At 72.0% G+C, this 22,023-nt stretch carries 22 protein-coding genes; 7 read left to right on the top strand and 15 right to left on the bottom strand.

The window, feature by feature from the left end:
• Positions 1-97 precede the first annotated feature (97 nt).
• Positions 98-1,213 carry a flavin-containing monooxygenase gene (locus IE160_RS05275; protein WP_191151845.1) on the top strand — a complete coding sequence of 372 codons (1,116 nt, stop codon included), beginning with the start codon at positions 98-100 and terminating at the stop codon, positions 1,211-1,213.
• Entirely contained in the window at positions 1,210-1,914 is a 705-nt protein-coding gene (locus IE160_RS05270) for an HAD family hydrolase (RefSeq protein ID WP_191151844.1), read from the top strand. The genes IE160_RS05275 and IE160_RS05270 overlap by 4 nt, the downstream gene beginning before the upstream one ends.
• A 37-nt stretch (positions 1,915-1,951) precedes the next feature.
• Here IE160_RS05270 and IE160_RS05265 read toward each other — a convergent pair whose 3' ends face one another.
• Positions 1,952-2,332: a hypothetical protein gene (locus IE160_RS05265; protein ID WP_191151843.1), complete on the bottom strand. Its 381-nt coding sequence runs from the start codon at positions 2,330-2,332 to the stop codon at positions 1,952-1,954.
• Positions 2,329-3,207: a tRNA pseudouridine(55) synthase TruB gene (gene truB, locus IE160_RS05260; RefSeq protein ID WP_191151986.1), complete on the bottom strand. Its 879-nt coding sequence runs from the start codon at positions 3,205-3,207 to the stop codon at positions 2,329-2,331. Before truB ends, IE160_RS05265 begins: the two co-directional genes overlap by 4 nt.
• Before the next feature lie 57 nt (positions 3,208-3,264).
• On the opposite strand from truB, the gene IE160_RS05255 reads away from it, so the two are divergent.
• The gene (locus IE160_RS05255) at positions 3,265-4,269 is read left to right on the top strand and encodes a ketopantoate reductase family protein (protein ID WP_191151842.1); all 1,005 of its coding nucleotides are present in this window, start codon (positions 3,265-3,267) and stop codon (positions 4,267-4,269) included.
• 6 nt (positions 4,270-4,275) lie between these two features.
• Here IE160_RS05255 and IE160_RS05250 read toward each other — a convergent pair whose 3' ends face one another.
• The 5 genes from IE160_RS05250 to IE160_RS05230 all read right to left on the bottom strand — a co-directional run bounded on the left by IE160_RS05250 (position 4,276) and on the right by IE160_RS05230 (position 9,405).
• Positions 4,276-4,746 carry a hypothetical protein gene (locus IE160_RS05250; protein WP_191151841.1) on the bottom strand — a complete coding sequence of 157 codons (471 nt, stop codon included), beginning with the start codon at positions 4,744-4,746 and terminating at the stop codon, positions 4,276-4,278.
• A gap of 278 nt (positions 4,747-5,024) precedes the next feature.
• The gene (locus IE160_RS05245) at positions 5,025-5,888 is read right to left on the bottom strand and encodes an aldehyde dehydrogenase family protein (RefSeq protein ID WP_179873640.1); all 864 of its coding nucleotides are present in this window, start codon (positions 5,886-5,888) and stop codon (positions 5,025-5,027) included.
• Positions 5,885-7,402 (bottom strand): aldehyde dehydrogenase family protein, encoded by a 1,518-nt coding sequence (locus IE160_RS05240; protein ID WP_179873639.1) that lies wholly within the window; start codon positions 7,400-7,402, stop codon positions 5,885-5,887. The genes IE160_RS05245 and IE160_RS05240 overlap by 4 nt, the downstream gene beginning before the upstream one ends.
• A gap of 3 nt (positions 7,403-7,405) precedes the next feature.
• A complete protein-coding gene (gene deoC, locus IE160_RS05235) occupies positions 7,406-8,419 on the bottom strand; it encodes a deoxyribose-phosphate aldolase (protein ID WP_179873638.1) in 1,014 nt (337 codons plus the stop codon).
• Positions 8,416-9,405, bottom strand: a complete 990-nt coding sequence (locus IE160_RS05230) for a sugar-binding transcriptional regulator (protein ID WP_191151840.1) — start codon at positions 9,403-9,405, stop codon at positions 8,416-8,418. The genes deoC and IE160_RS05230 overlap by 4 nt, the downstream gene beginning before the upstream one ends.
• Positions 9,406-9,589: 184 nt before the next feature.
• Here IE160_RS05230 and IE160_RS05225 point away from each other — a divergent pair, with 184 nt between their 5' ends.
• Positions 9,590-10,519 carry an ROK family protein gene (locus IE160_RS05225; RefSeq protein WP_191151839.1) on the top strand — a complete coding sequence of 310 codons (930 nt, stop codon included), beginning with the start codon at positions 9,590-9,592 and terminating at the stop codon, positions 10,517-10,519.
• Here the strand turns inward: IE160_RS05225 and IE160_RS05220 are convergent.
• On the bottom strand, positions 10,500-11,744 hold the full coding sequence (locus tag IE160_RS05220) for an MFS transporter (protein WP_191151838.1): 1,245 nt from the start codon (positions 11,742-11,744) through the stop codon (positions 10,500-10,502). The two genes, IE160_RS05225 and IE160_RS05220, sit on opposite strands and share 20 nt — an antisense overlap.
• A gap of 60 nt (positions 11,745-11,804) precedes the next feature.
• Between IE160_RS05220 and IE160_RS05215 the strand changes: the two genes are divergently transcribed.
• Together IE160_RS05215 and IE160_RS05210 are read left to right on the top strand one after the other, a co-directional pair.
• Complete coding sequence (locus IE160_RS05215; RefSeq protein WP_179873635.1) at positions 11,805-12,437, top strand: hypothetical protein; 633 nt, start codon at positions 11,805-11,807, stop codon at positions 12,435-12,437.
• A 49-nt stretch (positions 12,438-12,486) separates the two neighbouring features.
• Positions 12,487-12,762, top strand: a complete 276-nt coding sequence (locus IE160_RS05210; protein WP_179873634.1) for a hypothetical protein — start codon at positions 12,487-12,489, stop codon at positions 12,760-12,762.
• A 31-nt stretch (positions 12,763-12,793) separates the two neighbouring features.
• Here the strand turns inward: IE160_RS05210 and IE160_RS05205 are convergent, their stop codons facing one another.
• From IE160_RS05205 to lepA, 4 genes are read right to left on the bottom strand one after another with little or no spacing between them, the layout of a single operon-like run.
• Positions 12,794-13,753, bottom strand: a complete 960-nt coding sequence (locus IE160_RS05205; RefSeq protein ID WP_224744590.1) for a bifunctional riboflavin kinase/FAD synthetase — start codon at positions 13,751-13,753, stop codon at positions 12,794-12,796.
• Positions 13,750-14,193, bottom strand: coding sequence for a hypothetical protein (locus IE160_RS05200; protein ID WP_179873633.1), 444 nt, complete (start codon positions 14,191-14,193; stop codon positions 13,750-13,752). Before IE160_RS05200 ends, IE160_RS05205 begins: the two co-directional genes overlap by 4 nt.
• A 15-nt stretch (positions 14,194-14,208) precedes the next feature.
• A complete protein-coding gene (locus IE160_RS05195) occupies positions 14,209-14,883 on the bottom strand; it encodes a DUF1990 domain-containing protein (RefSeq protein WP_191151837.1) in 675 nt (224 codons plus the stop codon).
• A gap of 2 nt (positions 14,884-14,885) precedes the next feature.
• A complete protein-coding gene (gene lepA / locus IE160_RS05190) occupies positions 14,886-16,760 on the bottom strand; it encodes a translation elongation factor 4 (protein WP_191151836.1) in 1,875 nt (624 codons plus the stop codon).
• Between the two features lie 239 nt (positions 16,761-16,999).
• On the opposite strand from lepA, the gene rpsT reads away from it, so the two are divergent.
• Positions 17,000-17,260, top strand: coding sequence for a 30S ribosomal protein S20 (rpsT, locus tag IE160_RS05185; RefSeq protein ID WP_179873630.1), 261 nt, complete (start codon positions 17,000-17,002; stop codon positions 17,258-17,260).
• 504 nt (positions 17,261-17,764) lie between these two features.
• Here the strand turns inward: rpsT and holA are convergent.
• The 3 genes from holA to IE160_RS05170 all read right to left on the bottom strand — a co-directional run bounded on the left by holA (position 17,765) and on the right by IE160_RS05170 (position 21,973).
• Entirely contained in the window at positions 17,765-18,796 is a 1,032-nt protein-coding gene (gene holA / locus IE160_RS05180; RefSeq protein WP_191151835.1) for a DNA polymerase III subunit delta, read from the bottom strand.
• Positions 18,797-18,869: 73 nt separating this feature from the next.
• Positions 18,870-21,281 (bottom strand): ComEC/Rec2 family competence protein, encoded by a 2,412-nt coding sequence (locus tag IE160_RS05175; protein ID WP_191151834.1) that lies wholly within the window; start codon positions 21,279-21,281, stop codon positions 18,870-18,872.
• Positions 21,278-21,973: a ComEA family DNA-binding protein gene (locus IE160_RS05170; protein ID WP_224744589.1), complete on the bottom strand. Its 696-nt coding sequence runs from the start codon at positions 21,971-21,973 to the stop codon at positions 21,278-21,280. Before IE160_RS05170 ends, IE160_RS05175 begins: the two co-directional genes overlap by 4 nt.
• Between the last annotated feature and the right edge of the window lie 50 nt (positions 21,974-22,023).

The raw sequence follows: 22,023 nt of genomic DNA, 5'->3' as shown, positions 1-22,023 counted from the left end.
GTCGCGCGGTGCGAGCATCCCGATCTCCTGAATTGTGGAGGCGCCGCGCCCGTCGGTCGGGGCGTCGACGCCGAACTACGCGAGTGGAGTGCATGCCATGACGACGACACCTGACGACGGCGCGCTGCCCGAGAGCACCGACGTGCTCATCGTCGGCGGCGGGCAAGCCGGCCTCGGTATGGGCTACCGGCTGCGCGAGGCGGGCGTGCCCTTCGTGATCGTCGACGATCGTGAGCGCGTCGGCGATGTCTGGCGGGCGCGCTGGCGCAGCCTCGTGCTCTTCACCCCGCGGCGGTTCTCGGCGCTGCCGGGGCTGCCCATGCCCGACTCGGCGGGCTACTACCCCACCAAGGACGAGATCGCCGACTACCTCGAGGCGTACGCAGAGAAGAACGCGCTGCCCGTCGTGGCGCAGACTCGCGTGACGGCGATCGCCCGCGACGGCGACGGCGACGGCGGCGGTTTCGTCGCCGACACGACGCGCGGCACCGTGCACGCGCGCGCTGTCGTCATCGCGACGGGTCCGTTCCAGTACCCGCGCGTGCCCCGAGTCGCCGCGGGCCTGCACCCCGAGGTCGTGCAGGTGCACTCGACCGCGTACGAGGGCCCGGAGGATCTACCACCTGGGCGCATCGCGGTCGTGGGCGGCGGCAACTCGGCCGCGCAGCTCGCCGACGAGCTGTCGGCGACGCACGAGGTCACGATGATCGCGCCGGAGAAGCCGTGGTTCATTCCCGAACGGATCCTCGGGGTGACCGTCTACTGGCCCCTGAAGCTCTTCGGCGTCCTCAGCTCGCCCGCCGACAGCCGCATCAGCGAGTACATCCACTCGCGCGGGGACGGCATCCTCGGCACGCAGGCGAAGCGCGCCATCCGCGCAGGGCGCCTGCGGCTGCTCACGAGCCGCGTGGTCGGCGCCGCCGGTCGAGAGCTCGAGCTGCAGGACGGCACGCGGGTCGAGGTGGATGGCGTGCTGTGGGGCACCGGATTCCGCGCCCACTACCCCTTCGTGCAGGTCGACGGAGCCCTGACCGACCACGGCGCACCCCGCCACGACCGCGGCGTCTCCCCCGTCGACGGCCTGTACTGGATCGGCCTGCCCTGGCAGCGCCGACTCGACTCCTCGATCATCCACGGCATCGCCGCCGACTCGCGCGAGCTCGCCGAGGCCGTGCAGAGCAACGTGCGCCGCTCTGGCAGGCTGGAGGGGTGACCACCACCATCCTCTGGGACGTCGACGGAACCCTCCTGCTGAACGCATACTCCGGCGGCGGTGAGCTCTACCACTCGGCGGTCGAGCGCGCCGTGGAGCGCGAGCTCGGCCCGGCCCTGCCGCGCACGCACGGCAAGCCCGACGGGCTCATCCTCAGCGAGATCCTCACCCACTTCGGCTACGGCGACGACTGGCACGAGCGCGCCCGCACCGTGCTCGACGAGCTCTCGGTGGAGCGCGCCGAGCGCGGCGACCGCCGCGAGACCGCACCAGGGGTCGAGGATGCTCTGCGCGCGTGCGCCGCCCGAGGGTGGCGCAACGCCCTCCTCACGGGCAACTCGCTCACGCGCTCGCGCGTCAAGCTCGAGGGCGCCGGGCTCACGGCCGAGGCGCTCGGCGATGCGGCGTTCGACTGGGAGCGCTCGTACTTCGGCGCGACGGCCCGCGACCGCAGCGAGATCACCGCGGCAGCCCGCGCGGCCCTGCCCGACGACACTCTCGTCATCATCGGCGACACCCCGCGCGATGACGAGGCGGCTCGGGCCGCGGGCATCCCGTTCATCGCCGTCGCGACGGGGGCGTTCACGGTCGACGAGCTACGGCAGACCGAGGCGATTCTCGTCGTGCCCGATCTCGTGGCCGGGCTCGACGAGGTGCTCGCCGCCATCGCCGCGCTGCCCACGCCCCGCAACGCCGCCTGACAGCCGCGCCTGACACGCCGCCCGACCGCCGCCGCGACTACACGACGGGCGTGTAGATCTGCACGAACCAGATCTGCTGCATGCGGTAGAGCATGACCGCCACCGTGATCGCGGCGACCCCGAGGATGACGGTCGCCCACCGCGAGCGGTCGATGAGCGCCCAGATGACGGCGAGCACGGGCAGCAGGAGCGCCGTGACGAGGTAGATCCAGTACTCGACCGGGTCGCCCGTGGGCGTGTTGCCCGCGAACGGCGCGACGATGGAGATGACGACCTGCGCGAGCAGCAGCAGAGCGACGAGGGCCGAGCTGAGCACGGAGACATCATTCGGCCTCGTGCCGATGCCGCCGAGCACGAGGCACACGAGCCCGACGAGCAGCGCGACGACGATCTGCGCGATGGTGAACCACTCGATCATTCGGCTGCCTCCTGAGGGAATCCCACCAGCGTACGGCCGACGCCCGCCCGCACGGCGACGAGGGCGATGAGCCGCCCCCGCGCGTCGACCGCTGCCATGGGCTCGGCGTCGGGCGCGTCGGGCAGGGCGAGCGTCTTGCCGTGGCCGAGATCGCGCGCCTGGTCGACGCTCACGGTCAGGACCGGGAAGAGCTGTGCGGCCACCTCGGCGGGCGACACGAGAACCTCCGGTGTGATGTCGTCGACCGCGACGGCGCGTGACGTGGCGAACGGGCCCACGCGCGTGCGGCGGAGCGCCGTGAGGTGCCCGCCGACACCCAGATCGGCGCCGAGGTCGCGCGCGAGCGCGCGAATGTAGGTGCCCGACGAGCAGTCGATGCGAGCATCCACCTCGATGCCGTCGGCCTGCCGACGCACGGCCAGCACCTCGAAGGCGCTCACCGTCACGCGTCGCGCTGCGAGCTCGACCTCCTCGCCGGCGCGCACGCGATCGTAGGCGCGCCGACCGTCGACCTTGATGGCGCTCACCGCGCTCGGCACCTGCTCGATCTCGCCGGTCAGGCTCCGGATGCCCCGCTCGAGCCTCTCCTGCGTGACCGCCTCGAGCGCCGCCGGGTCGGCAGCGCCGACTGGCTCACCCTCGGCGTCGTCGGTCGTCGTCGCCACCCCGAGCCGCATGGTCGTCTCGTACGTCTTGTCGAGGCCCACGAGGTAGGTGAGCAGGCGCGTGGCCGGGCCGACGCCGAGCGTCAGCAGGCCCGTCGCCATCGGGTCGAGGGTGCCGGCGTGCCCGACCTTGCGCGTGTCGAGGGCACGGCGCGCGCGGGCGACGACGTCGTGGCTCGTGAGGCCCTGCGGCTTGTCGACGAAGAGCATCCCGGCAGTCACGGCATCCACGCTACCGCTCGGCGCGCAGTGCGTAGGATGCCGAGCATGCGCATCGCCGTTCTCGGAGCCGGGGCCGTCGGCGGCACCCTCGCGGCGCTCCTCCACCGCGCGGGGCACGACGTGGTCGTGACAGCGCGCGGCGAGCACGGCGCCTCTCTCGCGCGCGACGGGCTGCGGCTCACCGGCGGCTGGGGCGACCACCGGGCCCGTATTCGGGTCGTGGAGGCTCTCGCGGCCCCGCTCGACCTCCTGGTCGTCACGACGAAGGTGCACGACACGACGGCGGCTCTCGCGGCCGCGGCGCGCGTGGACGGCACGCCCGCGCTCGTCGTGCAGAACGGCCTCGGGGGCGAGGCCGCGGTGCGGGATGCTCTGCCGCACTCCCCCGTCGCGATCGGCCTGGCGCTCTTCGCCGCGAGCCTCCTCGAGCCAGGGCGCGTCGACGTGACGGGCCCGAACCCGCTCGTGCTGGGTGGTGACCCTGCCGCGGTCGCCGTCGCGCTGCCCGCGCTGCGCTCGGCTCTCCCCGCAGAGGTCAGCGTGGTCGACGACATCGTGGGCGCGCAGTGGACGAAGCTGCTCGTCAATCAGGTCAACGCCCTGCCGGCAGTCACCGGGCTGAGTGTGCAGGAGGTCGTCGCGCACGACGCGCTGCGCGCGGTGCTCACGCGCGGCATGCGGGAGACGGCCGCCGTCGCGCGGGCGCAGGGTCTGCACCTGGCGCGCATCGGTGCCGTCGGGCCGGACGAGGTCGCACTGCTGCTGCTCGAGGACCACGCCGCGGGCGAAGCGGTGCCGCGGGCTCTCGCCGCCGGGATGGGAGACGTGCCGAATCCGGCATCGACGCTGCAGAGCATCCGTCGGGGGCGCGCCACCGAGATCGACGCACTCAACGGGGTCGTCGTCGCCTCAGGAGCAGAGGCCGGCGTGGCGACGCCCGTGAACGCCCTCATGGTCGAGCTCGTGCACGAGGTCGAGCGCACTGGCGAGTTCCTCGACCCCGCCGCCGTGCTCGCTCGGCTCGCCGCGTCGACCGCCACGCAGGGCTAGGGGCGATCAGCCGACGGCCGCCGCCACGACGCCGAGGCCGAGCAGCCCGAAGCCGACGCCCCACAGCGTGATCGACAGGATCTGCCACAGGATGACGCGCTGGCGCGACGCCCCGAAGCCGACAATGAGGCCCGACGTGATCTGGCTCGGCAGCAGGGTCTGGCCGAGCAGGCTCACGCCGGGCACGCCCCAGGCGTCGAAGCGCCGCTTGAAGCGCGCTCGTCGCGGCGAGAGCGGCTGCTCGTCGGCTCCGGCCGCGCCCCGCACCCGGCCGGCGAGCAGCACGACGAGCACCATCGAGATCACGTTGCCGACGATCGCCGCGGGAATCGCCACGAGGGGCGACGCACCGGCGAGGAAGCCGATCGGCGCCGCGAAGTACGACTCGATGAACGGCACGGCCGCCGCGGGCATGATCACGAGCCACTGCCAGATCGGGGCGACGGTGGCGGTGTTGTCCTGCAGGTCGGCGAGCATGCGCATCCTTCTCGGTGGGTCGATTCGAGTATCGCTCCCACGCTATCGACGGGGGCGCCGACCGACGTCCCCCGCCCGACGGAGCGGCTTCTCCGCCTCCCGGCGGAGCGGGCGCCTGCCTTGAGCAGCTCGCGCCTCCACAACTCAGGAGATCGTGCGGCAGAAGCTTTCCGACACGCCGTACCTGACCCCGAACGGCCCCTCAGCCGGCGCCGACTCCTGAATTGTGGAGACGAACCGGGTGAGGGGCGGGTGGCGCAGGCGGGTGGCGCGGCTAGCTAGCGCATCGCCTTCGTGTGCCAGACCGTCTTGATCTCGACGAAGGCGCCGATACGGTCGAGCGACGGCGCCGGGATGCCCGGCTCGGGCTGCAGCACGCGCGTGAGCGTCTCCGCCGCGGCGATCTGCAGGTCGACCCACTCGAGGTCGCCCGCACCGGCCAGGTCGAGCGCGTTGACGTCGGCGTGCGCCGCGAGCCACGGCGCGATCTCGGCAGGCGACCCGGTGAGGATGTTGACGACTCCCCCGGGAACGTCGGAGGTCGCGAGCACCTCCCCGAGCGAGATCGCCGAGAGCGGCGCGCGCTCGTGGGCGACGACGACGACCGTGTTGCCCGTGAGGATCGCGGGAGCGACGACCGCGGCGAGGCCGAGGAGCGAGGCTCCCGTAGCCTGCTGCGGCGCGATGATCGCGACGACACCGGTCGGTTCGGGCACCGAGATGTTGAAGTACGGGCCGGCGACGGGGTTGGCGTTGCCCGCGACCTGCGCGTACTTGTCGGCCCAGCCCGCGTACCAGACCCAGACATCGATCGCCGCGTCGACCTGCGCGCCCGCGGCGGCCGCCGAGACGCCCTCCGACTGCACGATCTCGTCGACGAACTGGGCGTGACGCCCCTCGAGCAGCTCGGCGATCCGGTAGAGCACCTGTCCGCGGTTGTACCCGGTCGCTCCGGCCCAGCCGCCCACCGCGCTGCGCGCGGCGACGACCGCATCGCGGGCGTCCTTGCGCGAGGCCTGCGCGGCGTTGGCGAGGAACGCGCCCTTCGGCGTCGTCACCTCGTAGGTGCGGCCGCTCTCACTGCGCGGAAACTTGCCGCCCACGTAGAGCTTGTACGTCTTGGGCACGGTGAGCCGACTCACTTCGCCACCGCCTTCTTGGTCGTCTTGCGGTCTTTCGTGACGGGCCGGGATGCTGAGCTCGAGCCCGATGCCTCCCACCCCGTCGAGACCAGGTACGCGGCGAGGCCGTGCCGGCCTCCCTCGCGGCCGTAGCCCGACTCCTTGTAGCCGCCGAAGGGCGAGCTCGGGTCGAAGCGGTTGAAGGTGTTGGCCCAGATGACGCCAGCGCGCAGCTGGTCGGCGAGGGCGAGCATGCGGCTGCCCTTCTCCGTCCAGATGCCGGCCGAGAGGCCGTATGGGGTGTTGTTGGCCTTCGCGATCGCCTCCGCCGGCGTGCGGAAGGTGATGACCGAGAGCACGGGGCCGAAGATCTCTTCGCGCGCGATGCGGTGCGCGGGCGAGACCTGGGTGAAGATCGTCGGCGCGAACCAGAAGCCCGTGTCGGGGATCACGCAGTCGGCGGTCCAGCGCTCGGCGCCCTCCTCCTCGCCGACGTCGCTGAGCGTGCGGATGCGCTCGAGCTGCGCGGCCGAGTTGATCGCGCCGATGTCGGTGTTCTTGTCGAGCGGGTCGCCCATGCGCAGCGTCGACAGGCGCTGCTTGAGCCGGTCGATGACCTCGTCGTGCACGTTCTCCTGCACGAGCAGGCGCGAACCGGCGCAGCACACGTGGCCCTGGTTGAAGAAGATGCCGTTGACGATGCCCTCGATCGCCTGGTCCATGGGCGCGTCGTCGAAGACGATGTTGGCGGCCTTGCCGCCGAGCTCGAGCGTGAGCTTCTTGTCGGTTCCGGCGACCGAGCGCGCGATCATCCGCCCGACGCCCGTCGACCCCGTGAAGGCGACCTTGTTGACGTCGTCGTGCGTGACGAGAGCCTGACCGGTGGAGCCGGGGCCCGTGACGATGTTGACGACACCGGCGGGCAGCTCGGCCTGCTGGAGGATCTCGGCGAACAGCATGGCCGTGAGCGACGTCGTCTCGGCCGGCTTGATGACGACGGTGTTGCCCGCGGCGAGGGCTGGCGCGATCTTCCACGCGAGCATGAGCAGCGGGAAGTTCCACGGGATCACCTGCGCGGCGACGCCGAGAGCGCGCGGGTTCGGCCCGAGTCCGGCGTACTCGAGCTTGTCGGCCCAGCCCGCGTAGTAGAAGAACCAGGCGGCGACGAGCGGCACGTCGACGTCGCGCGTCTCGCGGATCGGCTTGCCGTTGTCGAGCGCCTCGGCGACGGCGAGCTCGCGGCTGCGCTCCTGGACGAGACGCGCGATGCGGAAGAGGTACTTGCCGCGGTCGCTGCCGCTCATGCGCGACCAGACCTTCTCGTAGGAGCGGCGGGCAGCCGCGACAGCGCGATCCACGTCCTTCTCGTCGGCCTGCGCGATACGCGCGATGACCTTCTCGGTCGCTGGCGAGATCGTGTCGAAGACCTCGCCGTGGCCGTCGACGAACTCGCCGTCGATGAAGAGCCCGTACTCGGCCTTGAGGTTGAGGATCGCCGCCGACTCGGGGGCGGGTGCGTATTCGAGGAAACCCATGATCTAGTTCACCGTCACGTAGTCGGGGCCACTGTAGTGACCGGTTCGGAGCTTCTGACGCTGCAGGAGCACGTCGTTGAGCAGGCTCGAGGCGCCGAAGCGCCACAGCTGCGGGGTGAGCCAGTCCTCGCCGACGGTCTCGGCGACGGTCACGAGGTAGCGCACGGCGTCCTTGGACGCGCGGATGCCGCCGGCGGGCTTCATACCGATCTTCTCGCCCGTGAGGCGGTGCCAGTCGCGGATGACCTCGAGCATGAGGAGTGTCACCGGCAGGGTCGCAGCGGGGCTCACCTTGCCGGTCGACGTCTTGATGAAGTCGGCGCCGGCGAGGATCGCGAGCCACGAGGCGCGCTTGACGTTGTCGTAGGTCTGCAGCTCGCCCGTCTCGAGGATCACCTTGAGGTGGGCGTAGGTGCCGTCGGTGCGCCGGCAGGCCTCCTTGACGGCGACGATCTGGTCGAAGACGACTCCGAAGCTCCCGGAGAGGAAGGCCCCGCGGTCGATGACCATGTCGATCTCGTCGGCACCCGCCGCGACTGCCTCACGCGTGTCGGCGAGCTTGATGGCGAGGCTCGCGCGCCCCGAGGGGAATGCCGTCGCGACCGCCGCGACCTGGATGCCCGACTCGCCTCCTGCCGCGTGCAGGCTTCCGAGCGCCTCGATCGCGTAGGGCACCATGTCGCCGTAGACGCACACGGCGGCGACGCGCGGCGTCTCGGGGTCGGTCGCGTCGGGCGTCACGGCCTTCGCGACGAGCGAGCGGATCGTGCCAGGAGTGTCGGCGCCCTCGAGCGTGGTGAGGTCGCACGTTCGGATGATCGTGTCGAGTGCCCACGCCTTCGAGCTCGTCTTGATGGAGCGCGTCGAGAGGCTCGCGGCGCGCTGCTCGAGGCCGACGGCGTCGACACCGCTGAGGCCGTCGAGATGCAGCCGCAGGGCCTTCTCGGTGAGGTCGCCGCCGAGCAGCTGCACCGCGCGATCGGCGGGAGCGAGGGCGACCGGGTGGTCGAGCGTCATGAGGGGTCCTCTCCAGAGGTGGTCGAGTCGGGGGCCGCATCCAGGAGGGAGCGGGCGGTGTGCTCGTCGGTCACGAGCACGGAGCAGAGCCCGTGCTGCACGATGGCGTGGGCGATGGGATGCTTGGCCTCACCGCCGATGACGAGGATGCTCATGGCCGCGTCGCGCAACTCGTCGAGCCCGAGGCCGAGGGTACGAGCATCCAGTTCGGGGTCGGCGATCGTGCCCTCCGCCGTGATGTACCGGCCGATGACGTCGCCGACGGCGCCCTTCTCGACGAGGCTGCGCATGTCGTCGGGGGTGAGGTACCCGCTGTCGACGTGCACCGAGCTCGTGTCGGCGACTCCCGCGCTGTACAGGTACGCGGCAGCGCCGCGGGCCCGCTGCACGACGCCGCTCACGGTGCGGTCGCCCTCGATCGCGCGCTTCGTCTCGAGTCGTTCGAGGATGGCCGGGGTCGGCAGCAGGGTCGCCTCCCCGCCGGCCTTCTGGGCAATCATGACGGCGGTGCTCGCCGCCGTGCCGGGGCGCTTGGAGAGGCTGACGCCGCCGTTGATCTGCACGACGTTGACGCCCGTCGACCAGCCTTCGGGCAGGCACTCGGCGACCTGGTGCAGCGTGCGGCCCCAGCTCACGCCGAGGAGACGAGGGATGGGGCGGACGCTCACGAGGAAGTCGGCGGCCGCCTCGGCCACGCGGGCCTGCAGCTCGCGGTCATCGGGCGGCCCGGGCACGACGATCGCGTCGCGCAGGCCGAATCGTGCGGTGAGCTCGCGCTCGAGCGAGAGCCGCCGGGCGCGCGGGTGGACGATCTCGATGCGGATGATGCCGCGATCGCGCGCCTGCTGGAGGAGACGGCCGACCTTCCAGCGCGTGACACGCAGGATCGCGCCGATCTCGTCCTGCGTCTTGTTCTCCTCGTAGTACAGCTCGGCGGCGCGCACGGCGAGCAGCTCGTTGGCGGCGACGGTGTCGGTGGCGGCCATGGAGCCTCCCCCCCTGTGTCGCGGTGCCGGCGTGCACGAGGCACGAAGAACCCCTTCAGCGTAGGACGGGCAGCGGGGATGGACAACAATTGTTGCGGTCTGTGCTCAGATGAGCAGACCCTGGCACGCGCCGTGATCTCGATACGCTGAGAAGTCCCTTCCCCCTCCTCGTGAAAGCAGCACCATGACCGACCTCGCCCTCGCCATCGATCTCGGCGGCACGAAAGTCGAGTCCGCGCTCGTCGCGGCCGACGGCACTATCGTCGACGGGTCGCGTCATCGCCGACCGACCGGCTCCGCGTCCACTGCCGAGCAGCTCGCCACCGCCGTGACCGAGTCCGTCACGGCGACGCTCGCGGCTCGCTCGTCGAGCGACACGCTCGTCGGCGCGGGCATCGGCTCGGCGGGGCCGATCGCGGGTACGAGCGGTGACGTCTCGCCGCTCAACCTCCCGGCCTGGCGTGACTATCCCCTCGGCGGACTCGTCGAGCAGCTCGTGCCGGGCATCCCGGTGACGCTGCGCATGGACGGCATCTGCATCACCCTCGCCGAGGTCTGGAAAGGTGCAGCGCAGGGCGAGACGAACGTCATGGGTATGATCGTTTCGACCGGCGTGGGCGGCGGGCTCATGCTCGGAGGGCGCGTCATCGCGGGGCCCACGGGCAACGCCGGCCATATCGGGCACGTCGCCGTGAGCGGGTTCGACGACGTGTGCGCGTGCGGCGCGCGCGGCTGCCTCGAGGGCATCGCCTCGGGCCCGCGCTCGGTGCGATGGGCGACCGAGCAGGGCTGGGTCGGGTCGACGGGCGAGGAGCTCGCGGCCTCGGCGCGCACGGGTGACCCGATCGCGCTCGCCGCGGTCGAGCGGTCGGCCACGGCCGTGGGCCGGGCCATCGCCTCCGCCAGCGCGCTCGTCGACCTCGACATCGTCGCGATCGGCGGGGGCTTCAGTCACGTGAGCGAGCAGTACATTCCGCTCGTCGGGCGCACCGTTGCCGAGCACAGCGACTTCGGTTTCGTCACGAAGACGCGCGTCGTGGCCTCATCGCTCAGCGGCGAAGGGCCGCTCGTCGGTGCCGCAGCCCTCGTGCACCTCAGCGAGCTCGTGCCCTGACCTCGTCCTCCACGATGCCGCGCGCCGCGAGCATCGGCATCGCGACGACGGTGAGCGCGGCGAGCACGACGAGGATCGTGAGGCTCGGTGCCCACGAACCGGTGATCTCGTGCAGCGCGCCGAGCGCGAGCGGGGCGACCGCGGCGACTGCGTAGCCGATGGTCTGCACGAACCCGCTGACACTCGCGGCCGACTGCGACGAGCGCGTGCGGAGCGACATGAGAGTCAGGCACATCGGGAAGGTGATCTGGCCGAGGCCGATGAGCACGACCCACAGCAGCACGAGAGGCTGCGGGGCGAGCAGGAGGCCGCCGTAGCCGACGAGGAAGAGCCCCATCGAGGCCGCGAGGATCACCGTGGGCGTGCGCAGCCGGGCCGTCAGCACGGGCGCGAGGAACGCGAGCGGCAGTCCCGTGATCGCGAACACTGCGAGGAGCGAGCCCGCCTCCGTCGCCGTGACCCCCGCGACGTCCTGCAAGATCACCGGCAGCAGCGCGAAGGTCACGTAGGCAGAGATGCTCGAGATGGTGAAGGGGATCGTGATGCCCCACACGGTGCGCGAGCGGGCGAGAGTCGCGAAGCGGTGCGGGTCGGGCTCGAGGATCGCGGCATCGGGGTCGGCGGCACGATCACGCGCTCGGCGCCGCGCGCCGCGCACCGCGAGAAGCACCCACGGCACGAGCGCCGCGGTGACGAGAATCGCCCACGAGCCGAGCGAGAAGCGCCAGTCGGTCTCCTCGGCGAGCGGGACAGCGAGGGTCGGCGGCACCGCCGAGCCGACGGCCATGATCATGGCGTAGGCAGCCGTCATGGGCCCGAGTGCGTGGGGGGCGAAGCGCTTGACGGCGCTCGGCATGAGCACGTTGCCGAAGCCCGCCCCGAGCAGCACGATGAAGCTGCCGAGCACGAGCACGAGGTAGCCGCTGGCGAGCGCGCGGGCGACGTGCCCGAGGATCATGATGACGACCGCGAGGAGCAGCGTCGTCTCGAGCCCGACGCGGCGCGCGACGAGGGGCGCGATGAGGCCGGAGAGCGCGAAGCCGATGGGCGGCATCATGCCGAGCACCCCGAGCGCGGCGGCGGAGAGCGGGATGTCGACGGAGATCTGGTCGGCGAGAGGCGACAGCGCCCCGACCGGCAGTCGCAGCGTCGCCGCGATGAGGAGGATGCCCGCGATGCCGAGGAAGGATGCCCCGCGACGGGAGATTGCGGGGTCGGAGGGCACCGCACAATCCTAGATGCCGGTCACCTCGATGTCGGTCACGGGGCCCCGTACAGTGGTGCCGTGACCGACTGGAGCCGCTTCCTGCCCCTGAGCAACCGACCGCGCGGCGACGACGGAGAGGTCACGCGCAACTGGGCGCGACCCGCGAGCGGGCTCCTGCTGTCGCTCGCGAACCTCCTCGAGACGCGCCCCGAGTCGCTCACCCGCGAGACGCTGCGACCCGGCGTGAGCGTCGACGACGCCGTGCGCGAGCTGCTCACGCTGCGACGGTGGAGCGGGTGGCAGCGGTTCGCGTCGCGCCTCGGCGCTCACGAGGTTCCCAGCCCCGAGGTCGCCGCTCTCGACGCCGACCGTCTCGCCCCCGCGCTGCGCGAGGAAGCTATGACCCTCTCGGGCGCGACGGCGCGATGCTCGGTGCGCGAGTTCGGCGAGATTCTCGTCGCCGCCCTCGACCTCGGCACCGCGCTCGAGGTGGATCTCGGCGTCGACCCCTTCGCGAGCGGCGCGGTCGCCCTCGACCTCGCCGTGCGCGCGCCCACGCCTCGCCGCAGCGTCCTCTCGGCGCGCACCCTCGTCGCGGTCGACAGCGAGTGGCAGGTGGGCACGGGGCCGGCTCTGCCGGCCACGGCATCCTCGATCGTGCTCTTCCTCGCCGGTCGCGGAGGTATTCCGCCGCGCGTCGACGAGCCTTAGGCTCATGAGCATCGAGCCCGCCGGGCTCCCGAGAAGGCAGGAACACGCCATGGCTCAGAACAACGGATTCGACCTCGGTGACATCGGCGAGGTCGTCGGAGACCTCGTGAGCGGCAAGGGCTTCGACCCGGATGCCCTGCAGGGCCTCTGGGAGCAGATTCAGCCGACCCTCGCGGGCCTCGACACCGACCAGATTCTCGACACGATCGGCACCTGGGCGAAAGACCTCGACGTGCCGCTCGTGAAGGACGTTCCCGACGAGGTCATCGACAACATCAAGAACGGCGCGAAGGTTCCGCTGAAGTCGCTCATCGCCGACAAGTAGGCGGCGTCACGCAGGCGCGCGGCGCCGGGCGCTACGCGGGTTCGGTGGCGAGGCCGAGCACCTCGCGAATGCGCAGCTCGTCGAGCCCCATCTGCACGGCGAGGGCGTCACCCGACTCGAACTTGCGCATGGGCCGGATGTACTCGACGAACTCGAGCTCGACGATCGAGCCGTACAGGTCGAGCGTCGCGTCGATCGCGTGCGCCTCCACCGTCTTCTCGAGCACGTCGCCGAAGGTCGGGTTGTTGCCGACCGAGACGGCGGCCCCGTAGCGCTCTCCGTCGACGCGCAGCCAGCACGCGTACACGCCGTCGGCCGGAATATAGCCCTCGGCTCCGGGGGCGAGGTTCGCGGTCGGGTAGCCGAGGTCGCGGCCGCGCTGATGGCCGGGCACGACGAGGGACCGGATGCGCGGGGCGCGCCCCAGAGCCTCCGTCGCCTCCGCGACATGGCCGGCCTCGAGCGCGGCGCGGATGCCCGTGGACGACACGCGGCGGCCGTCCTCCTCGCACACGTCGTCGACGAGGCTCACCGTGAAGCCGTCGCGCTCCCCCGCCTGCCGCAGAGTGTCGACCGTGCCCGCGCCGCGCGCGCCGTAGCGGAAGTCGGCGCCGACGAGCACCTCGGTGGCGCCGAGCCCGTCGACGAGGACGCGCTGCACGAACTGCTCGGGACTGAGGGCCGCGAACTCGGGGGTGAAGTCGAGGACGACGACGAGATCCATACCGGCGGCGAGCAGCGCCTCGGTCTTCTGGTCGACGCTCAGCAGAGGCGTCGGCGCCGACTCGGGCCGAAGAACGGCGAGCGGGTGCCGATCGAAGGTGACGACGACCGTGCGGCGGCCGGCAGAGGCATCCCGCAGGCTGTCGAGAATGGCGCGGTGCCCGCGGTGCACGCCGTCGAACTTGCCGATCGTGACGATCGACGGCACGGGCGGCTGGGGCAGCGCGTCGAGCCCGCGCGCGACGAGTCCCTGGGCGGGGCGGCTCACGAGGCCACCTCGGCGCGCCGCACGGCGGCGATGCGCCGCAGCCAGAGCAGGCCCAGCACGGGCAGGAGGAGCGGGATGAACGCGTAGCCCCGGCCGAAGACCGACCACACGGTGTCGTCGGGGAAGACCTCGGGGGCGAGGAGGCTCACGACGCCGACGATGAGCACACCGGCGAGCTCCACGGTGATCGCGACGACGGCGACGAGGAACCAGCGGCGGCCCCGGGCGATGAGGGCGACCGTGGCGAGCACGTAGACGACCGCGGCGAGCCCGGAGAGGCTGTACGCGAGGGGCGCCTCGCCGAACTTGGTGGCGATCTGGTAGCTCGAGCGGCCGAGCGCGGCGAGGGCGAGGATGGCGTAGACGGCGACGAGCACGCGACCGGCGCCGCTGCTCGTGGGCCGCGGCTCAGCCTGCACGGCACGGGTTTCACTGCTCATCTCGTTCAGAGTATGTCAGCGATCCTGAGTGGCGAGCGGCACCGTGAGGGCACGCAGGAACCGTCGGGCGATGAGGGTGCGGGCCAGCAGGAGCCCGGGCAGCAGGGGCCAGCCCCACCAGGCGGCCGGGCGGGCGAAGCTGCGCACCGTGAGCCACACCGAGCCGTTCTCCTCGCGTTCGAGCGTGAACGACTCCTCACCCGAGAAGGCGTGGCCCGGCAGCGTGCCGACGGCGTACATGACGCGGGCCTCCTGCTGCTCGAGCAGCACGACGCGACCCGGCAGCGGCAGCCACAGCCGTTCCCCCACGGCGAGGCCGACGATGATGATGTCGCCGGGGCGCAGGTGCCTCGTGCCGTCCGCCGTGTAGACCTCTTCGACGGCTCCCACCTCGGCAGGCTCGACAGGCTCGCCGCTGTCGTCGAACTCCACGGGCTGGTAGACCCGCTCGGCCTCCCCCGCGTCGACCGCACGCATGCGCACGCTCATGCCGGCGCCGCGATACACCCCGCCGGTGAGCAGAGCGTCGACCGCCCACTCCCAGCGCTCGTCGCCGTGGCCGACTCGGCCGCGCATCTCGAGCGGGCGGTAGCCGGTCGGCGGGTAGCGCAGGAGGTCGGGGGCCTGGCTCGCGCCGACGGCCGCGTAGGTGACCGCCTGCTCGGCCCGGGCCGCATCCCGCGAGCTCATGGCTACTTCTTGTCCTTCTTGCTCTCCACGTCGCCGGATAGCGCCGCGATGAAGGCCTCCTGGGGAACCTCGACGCGACCCACCATCTTCATGCGCTTCTTGCCCTCCTTCTGCTTCTCGAGCAGCTTGCGCTTGCGGGTGATGTCACCGCCGTAGCACTTGGCGAGCACGTCCTTGCGCATCGCGCTGATCGACTCGCGCGCGATGATGCGGGCGCCGATCGCGGCCTGGATGGGCACCTCGAACTGCTGGCGAGGGATGAGCTTCTTGAGACGCTCGGTCATGAGCACGCCGTAGGCGTACGCCTTCTCGCGGTGCACGATCGCGCTGAACGCGTCGACCGCCTCGCCCTGCAGGAGGATGTCGACCTTCACGAGGTCGGCCTCCTGATCGCCGCTCGGCTCGTAGTCGAGGCTCGCGTAGCCAGCGGTCTTGCTCTTCAAGTGGTCGAAGAAGTCGAACACGATCTCGCCGAGCGGCATCGTGTACTTGATCTCGACGCGGTCCTCGCCGAGGAACTCCATGCCGATGAGCGAGCCGCGGCGGCTCTGGCACAGCTCCATGATCGTGCCCACGTAGTCCTTCGGCGCGAGGATGCCCGCCGCGACCATCGGCTCGGTCACGCTCGCGATCTTCGCCCCCGTCGGGAACTCGCTCGGGTTCGTGACCGTGTACTCCTTGCCGTCCTCCGTGACGACCTCGTAGGTCACGCTCGGCGCCGTCGAGATGAGGTCGATGCCGAACTCGCGCTCGAGGCGCTCGGTAATGATCTCCACGTGCAGGAGGCCGAGGAACCCGCAGCGGAACCCGAAGCCGAGCGCCACCGACGTCTCCGGCTCGTAGTTGAGGCTCGCGTCGGAGAGCTTGAGCTTGTCGAGCGCCTCCCGCAAGACGGGGTAGTCGCTGCCGTCGATCGGGTACAGGCCCGAGAACACCATCGGCTTGGGGTCGGTGTAGCCCGGCAGCGCCTGCGTCGCCGGCTTCTGCGCGTTCGTGATCGTGTCGCCGACCTTCGACAGCCGCACGTCCTTCACGCCCGTGATGAGGTAGCCGACCTCGCCCACGCCGAGGCCCTTGCTCGGCACCGGCTCGGGAGAGCTCACGCCGATCTCCAGCAGCTCGTGCGTCGCGCGCGTCGACATCATCTGGATGCGCTCCCGAGGGCTCAGATGCCCGTCGACCATGCGCACATAGGTGATGACGCCGCGGTACGCGTCGTACACCGAGTCGAAGATCATCGCGCGCGCGGGAGCCTCGGCGTCGCCCGTCGGCGGCGGGATGAGCTCGACGACGCGGTCGAGCAGCTCGTCGACGCCCTGGCCGGTCTTGCCGCTCACGCGCAGCACGTCGTCTGGTGAGCCGCCGATGAGGCTCGCGAGCTCGCGCGCATACTTGTCGGGGTCGGCCGCGGGCAGATCGATCTTGTTGAGCACGGGGATGATCGTGAGGTCGTTCTCGAGCGCGAGGTAGAGGTTCGCGAGCGTCTGCGCCTCGATGCCCTGCGCGGCATCCACGAGCAGGATCGCGCCCTCGCAGGCCGCCAGACTGCGGCTCACCTCGTACGTGAAGTCGACGTGACCGGGAGTGTCGATCATGTTCAGCGCGTAGGTGATGGGCTTCTCGCCCTCGGCGGGCGACAGGGCCCAGGGCATCCGCACCGCCTGCGATTTGATCGTGATGCCGCGCTCGCGCTCGATGTCCATGCGGTCCAGGTACTGCTCGCGCGCCTGGCGGTCGCTCACGATGCCCGTGATGCCGAGCATGCGGTCGGCGAGCGTCGACTTGCCGTGGTCGATGTGCGCGATGATGCAGAAATTGCGAATCAGCGTCGGATCGGTCGCGGCAGGGGCGAGGGACGTGGAGGCTCGAGGAGACATTGTCTGCCATTCTCCCATGCAGGACGGCCCCTCACAGACCGTGCGATTGTCGCCCGGCGTCGTGCCCTGGTAATGTTGCCTGTTGGCTTGCGTGTCAGAAAGCCCTCTCTCTTTCGACACGGAACGCGGCTGGGACAGTTCGTCACGGAGCACACGGCGCGCACCACGCGCTCGAGCTCTGCGCAACCCCCACCCCGGCCGCTCACTCACACCGATCCTCTTACGCAGAAAGTCGAAACATGGCGAACATCAAGTCGCAGATCAAGCGCATCAAGACCAACCTCAAGGCTCAGGAGCGCAACCGCGCCATCAAGAGCGAGCTCAAGACGGCGATCCGTCGCACGCACACCGCGATCGCCTCCGGCGACAAGGCCGCCGCTTCCGAGGCACTCGTCGTCGCGACGAAGAAGCTCGACAAGGCCGCGAGCAAGGGCGTCATCCACGAGAACCAGGCCGCGAACCGCAAGTCGGCGATCGCCAAGCAGGTCGCCGCGCTCTAGCGCTCTCGCTGCCTCACGCGCGTTCCGCGCCGCACCACAGCACTCGAGGCCCCGCCGCACCCACCAGGGTCGGCGGGGCCTCGTGCTGTCTGCGACCGGCTCGAGCGGAGCATCCCGTACCGCCGCCCGGCGCTCGCCCGCCCGGCGCTCTATCTCCACAATTCAGGAGTCAGTGTGCTGCATCAGGGCGTGAGAGCGCTCCACCGGCGTGTCGGCGGGCCCGCGTGGACTCGATCTCCTGAATTGTGGAGAACCGGCGCTCGCTCACGGGCATGTCGACGCTCGTTTCTATCCGGGAACGCCATCTCCACAATTCAGGAGCGCGCCCTCGTCCAGCGCCCTGGAAGCGGGCGCTTCGGCGTGTCGAGGAGCCGTGCGGCATCGCAACTCCTGAATTGCGGAGACGGCGCGGCGTGGGCTGACGCCCGGCGCGGGGCGGGTGGGCGGTGGGCGCCGGGCGCCAGGCGGCGGGGCGGGATGCTCGGCTCGGGGCGAGCGCGCGCGCTAGTGGCCCTCGCCGCGGGTCGCGACGACGCGCACGAGGGTCTCGAGGGCGAAGACGGGGTCGCGGCCCGCGCCCTTGACCTGCGCGTCGCACTCGGCGGCGGCGAGGATCGCGCGGCCGAGCCCCGCCTCCTCCCAGCCCTGCAGGTCTCGGCGGGCGCGGTCGACCTGCCAGGGTGCGAGCCCCAACTGCGAGGCGACCTGACCCCCCGACCCGCGTGCGCCGCCGACCTTCGCCATCGTGCGCAGCTTCATGGCGAACGCGGCGACCATCGGCACGGGGTCCGCTCCCGTGTCGAGCGCGTGCCGCAGCAGCCCCAACGCCTCGCCGTGGCGCCCAGCGATCGCGGCGTCGGCGACGGCGAAGGCGTTGGTCTCCACACGGCCGCCGTAGTACTTCGTGACGGTCTGCTCGGTGATCTCGCCCTCGGTGTCGGCCATGAGCTGCTGGCACGCACCCGCGAGCTCGCTCAGGTCGTCGCCGAACGCCGAGACGAGCGCGCGCAGGGCGAGCGGCGCGATCGGGCGGCCCGCGTGGCGGAACTCGGCGGCCGCGAAGTCGGCGCGGTCGTTGTCGCGCTTGAGCTCCGCGCACATGACCTCGATGCCGCCGCCAGCCCCGCCGCGGATGGCGTCGAGCAGCTTCTTGCCGCGCACTCCCCCGCCGTGGCGCAGCAGCACGACGGTGTCGTCGGCCGGCTGCTCGAGGAACGACAGCGCATCCTCCAAGAACGCGTCGGTGCACTTCTCGACGTTGGCCACGCGGATCAGCCGCGGTTCCCCGAACAGGGAGGGGCTCGCGAGGGTGAGCAGCTCGCCGGGCGCGTAGGTGTCGGCGCCCAGGTCGTGCACCTCGAGGCTCGGATCCTGCCCGCGCAGGGCATCCCGCAGCATCGTCGACGTGCGGTCGGCGAGGAACGATTCGGGGCCGGTCACGAGGACGACGGGGGCCGACCTGATCTCGTGCCAACTGACCTGCGGGATGCTCGCCTTCGCCCGCGCGGAGCCCGACGACCTCTTCGTGGCGGCCATCACGCTCCTTCGGCGCTCGAGTTCGGGCAGATTGGGTCAGTACAGGCGGGTGCCGACGTGCGGCCCCCTCAGCCTAGCCAGCGTCGCCGACCTCGGCTTCCGGAGAGCCCGGGGCGATCACGCCGCGCTCGGTCCACAGAAGCCAGGATCCGGGACGCTCCCCCGGCGCGAGGAGCACGAGACCGTGGAGGTCGGAGCGCGCCGTGAGCGCCCCCGCTGCGGCGACGGCGTCGAGCGCCTCGGGCGTCGGGTGGCCGTAGCCGTTGTCGGCGCCGACCCCGATGAGGGCGACGGCCGGGCTCGCGCGGGCGTACAGCTCGGGCTCCTGGTCGGCCGCGCCGTGGTGCGCGACCGTGATCGCATCGACGGGATGCACGGCATCCAGCAGCGCTCGCTGGCCAGCCGCACCCACGTCGCCGAGGGTCAGCAGGCTCGGGCAGTCCGCGCACTCCGGCCCGGGTCGCCACTCGAGCACGATGCTCGCGTCGTTGCCGGGCTGCACGCCCCGGTGGTCGGGCGGCGCGAGCACGCGCCAGCGGTAGCCGCCGAGCGTGCCGACCTCACCGGCCGCGACCTCGTGCACCGTCGCACCAGCAGCGAGGAGCCCCTCGACCACGGCCTCGTCCGCGGGCCGCCCGACCGGCCCCACGAGCACGCGGTCCGCGCGACCGTGCACGACCTCGACCGCGCCGACGTGGTCGTCGTCGAAGTGCGTGAGCACGAGGAGGTCGAGAGTCTGGATGCCGAGAGTGTCGAGGCAGCGCTGCAGGAGAGCGGCATCCCGGCCCGTGTCGATGAGCGCGACCTGCCCGCCCTCCCGCACGAGGAGGGCGTCGCCCTGCCCCACGTCGCACATCGCAATGCGCCACTCGGCGGGGCGCTGCAGGAGCGCGAGCGCCTGGGCGCCCGCGGTCGCCCCCGCGACGACCACGAGCAGCGCGGCGCCCGAGAGCACAAGATGTCGACGCAGCCGCACCGAGCCGAGCCGCGCGGGCACGCCGAGGGCAAGCAGCCCCACCGCCGTCAGCACCGCGAGAAGCAGGGCACCCAGACCGCCCTCCGGCCACGGCAGCACGGCCCCGGGCGGCGAGGAGGCGACCGTCGCGATGCCCGCGATCCACGCGGAGGGCAGCCAGGCGACCGCCGCGACGACCGTCGCGAGCGGCGGCACGAGGGGCGCGAGCAGGCACGCGATCATCCCGAGAATCGTCGCGACCGGAGCCGCGGGGGCCGCGAGCACGTTGGCGAGCACGCCCGTGAGCGGCACCTCGGGGGCCAGCAGGATGAGCACCGGCTGGCACACGAGCTGCGCAGCGAGCGGCACGGCGACCCACAGTGCGAGCCCGGCGGGCATCACTGCGCGCAGTCGCTCGGCGAGCGGCCCGGCCAGGACGAGGAGCGCCGCCGTCGCGAGCACCGAGAGCACGAAGCCGTACGAGCGCGCGATCCACGGGTCGAGCACGAGGATGCCGAAGACCGCGACCGCGAGCACCGGCAGACCCTGCGCGGGCCGCCCGCTCGCGAGGGCGAGCAGCACGACGGCGGCCATGACGGCGGCGCGCACGACGCTCGGCTCGGGCGTCACGAGCAGCACGAAGCCGCCGAGCGCCGCGAGCGCGACGCCGATGCGCACGGGCCGCGGCCACCGCAGCAGCGCGCCGACCCCGAGCACGAGGCCGACCACGATCGCGCAGTTCGCCCCCGACACCGCCGTGAGGTGGCTGAGGGCGCTGCGCTTCATCGCGGCGTCGAGCTCGTCCGACACCGCCGAGGTGTCCCCGATCGCGAGACCCGGCAGCAGCGCGGCTCCGTCGCCCGCGAAGGACTTCATGAGGTCGAGGAAGCGCTCGCGCAGCGCATCCGTCGCACCGAGGAGCGGCGGCGCACCCCGCACCGGCTGCAGCTCGCCGAGCACGCGCGCGAGCGCCACCCGGTCGTCGCCCGGCTCCACCGGGATGAGCCGCACCGCCCCCTCGAGCCGCAGGCCGAGCGGCCAGCGCCCCTGCGCCTCGACCCCGAGCAGGCGCACCGGCACGCTCACCGCGTAGGTGGCGCCATCACGATCGGTCACGCGATCCAGGCGGCCATCGACGGATGCTCCGCGCCAGCCCGCCCCACCCCCGACCTCACCGGCCACGGCACCGGCGATCGTCTGCTCCAGCACAACGACGACCTCGAGCCGCTCCCCCGAGACGAGGGCATCGCGCACGGGCGCCGGCTCGCGCGACCCCGCGGCGACGCCCACCGCGGCACCGAGCGCGGCGATGACGAGCAGCGCGGGCACGACGAGGGATGCGGCGCGGAGCCCGGCGGGCGCGCCGGCACGACTGCGCCCACGCCGCACGAGCACGACCACCCCAAGCGCACCGAGCACCCCGGCCGTGGCGACCCCGAACCCCACCGTTCCCGCCCAGGGCAGCCCGATGACCACCATCACGACGACCCACCCGAGCAGCACCGGCACGGCGAGGCGCGCGTCGGTCACACGGTCACCTGGTCGCGGAATCCGTCGAGGGTCTTCTCCCCGATGCCCGAGACGGCGAGCAGCTCATCGACGGCGCGAAAGCCTCCGTTGGCCTCTCGCCACGCGATGATGCGGCTCGCGAGCGCGGGACCGATGCCGGGCAGGGTCTCGAGCGCGGCCGCGTCGGCGGTGTTGATGTTCACGAGCCCCGGCCCTGTGCCCGCGCCGGCACCGCTCGCCGCGCCAGCGCCCGGCGGCGGCACCTCGCCGACCCGCGGCACGTACAGCTGCTCCCCGTCGGCGACGACGCGCGCGAGGTTCACCCCGCCCAGGTCGGCGTCGTCGCTGGGCCCGCGCGCGGCCGCGATCGCGTCGACGACGCGGGAGCCTGCGGGCAGCTCGACGATGCCGGGCTCGACGACTGCGCCGTGCACGTGCAGCACGAGCCGCGCGGCCTGGGTCGACGGATCGAGGATGCCCGGCTCGCCGGGCGGCGCGAGCGCAGCATCCCGGCCGATCTCGTCAGCCGACCCGCCGTCAGCGGAACCCGCGTCGCCGACCGCGACGACCTCGCCGCCGGGCGTCACGATCGCGGCGACGACCGCGGACCCGACCCCGAGCAGCGCGAGCACGAGGACGCCCGTGACGGCCGCCCGCACACGCACGCCGCGTCGCGGCGGCCCGCCGGGCTGCGCAGGGGCGAGGTCGCTCACGCACGGAGGCTAGGCGCACCCCCGACACTCACGAGCGCCCCGCGGCAAAC

Source organism: Chryseoglobus sp. 28M-23 (assembly GCF_014789785.1).
In the GTDB taxonomy this organism is placed as follows: domain Bacteria; phylum Actinomycetota; class Actinomycetes; order Actinomycetales; family Microbacteriaceae; genus Microcella; species Microcella indica.
The sequence above is the reverse complement of the archived record's forward strand: the minus strand, read 5'-3'. Positions and strand labels throughout refer to the sequence as shown.